A 752-nucleotide genomic window follows, 5' to 3' on the forward strand; every position below is an offset into this window, starting at 1 on the left:
CCATCCCGAACACGATGGTTAAGCCCCATACGGCCGATGGTACTATGCTGGAGACGGCATGGGAGAGCAGGTGGCTGCCGGAACACTTAATAAGAACAAGCCGAAGGCGTAGTTCGAATTTAGTGAGTGGCGTGTCACGACACTTAGCGAAAGCGAGTCGCGAGACGAAGCTTGAGGTTAGTGACGGGACCTGCCGGATTTATAAAAGGAGGGCTTATAGCTCAGCCGGTTAGAGCGCACGCCTGATAAGCGTGAGGTCGGTGGTTCGAGTCCACTTAAGCCCATTTAAGTAGGCCAAGGATAACCATGAGCAAATGGGGAAAGGCCCACTTAAGCCCATTGGTTTGAAGAGATTCAAGCCAGACAAAAGAATAAGGAAAAGAAACCTATTCGTGGGGGTGTAGCTCAGTTGGGAGAGCACCTGCCTTGCAAGCAGGGGGTCAAGAGTTCGAATCTCTCCATCTCCACTCGATGAGGAAACATGAAGCACTGTGAAGTGAAACATGGGAACTCATCACCTTGTACCTTGAAAACTATATACTGAAAATATCCAGTTAAATCGAAGATTTAACAATACAAGACATCCGAGGTGATTATCCTTAAGGCTCTTCAGAATGGAAACAGGAAGAAGAGAAGAGAGTAATACCTTACAGGTATACCTGAATGCCCTGAAAAACGGGCAGAATAAGGAAATCACAGGAAGGAATCGAAAGAGGACTTCCAGAGGAAACAAACCTCTTAAAAAATAACCT

2 tRNA genes and 1 rRNA gene are annotated in these 752 nt (G+C 46.8%); all 3 read left to right on the forward strand.

The features are described 5' to 3' along the window. Positions 1 to 83: ribosomal RNA gene (gene rrf / locus B5E77_RS17815) — 5S ribosomal RNA — on the forward strand; the annotation flags it as partial. A gap of 127 nt (positions 84 to 210) precedes the next feature. Further along, positions 211 to 284, forward strand: a tRNA-Ile gene (locus B5E77_RS16715). 110 nt (positions 285 to 394) lie between these two features. Further along, positions 395 to 467: transfer RNA gene (locus B5E77_RS16720), tRNA-Ala, on the forward strand. Positions 468 to 752: the final 285 nt, after the last annotated feature.

It is taken from the genome of Lachnoclostridium sp. An131, from assembly GCF_002160825.1.
Taxonomy (GTDB): domain Bacteria; phylum Bacillota; class Clostridia; order Lachnospirales; family Lachnospiraceae; genus Laedolimicola.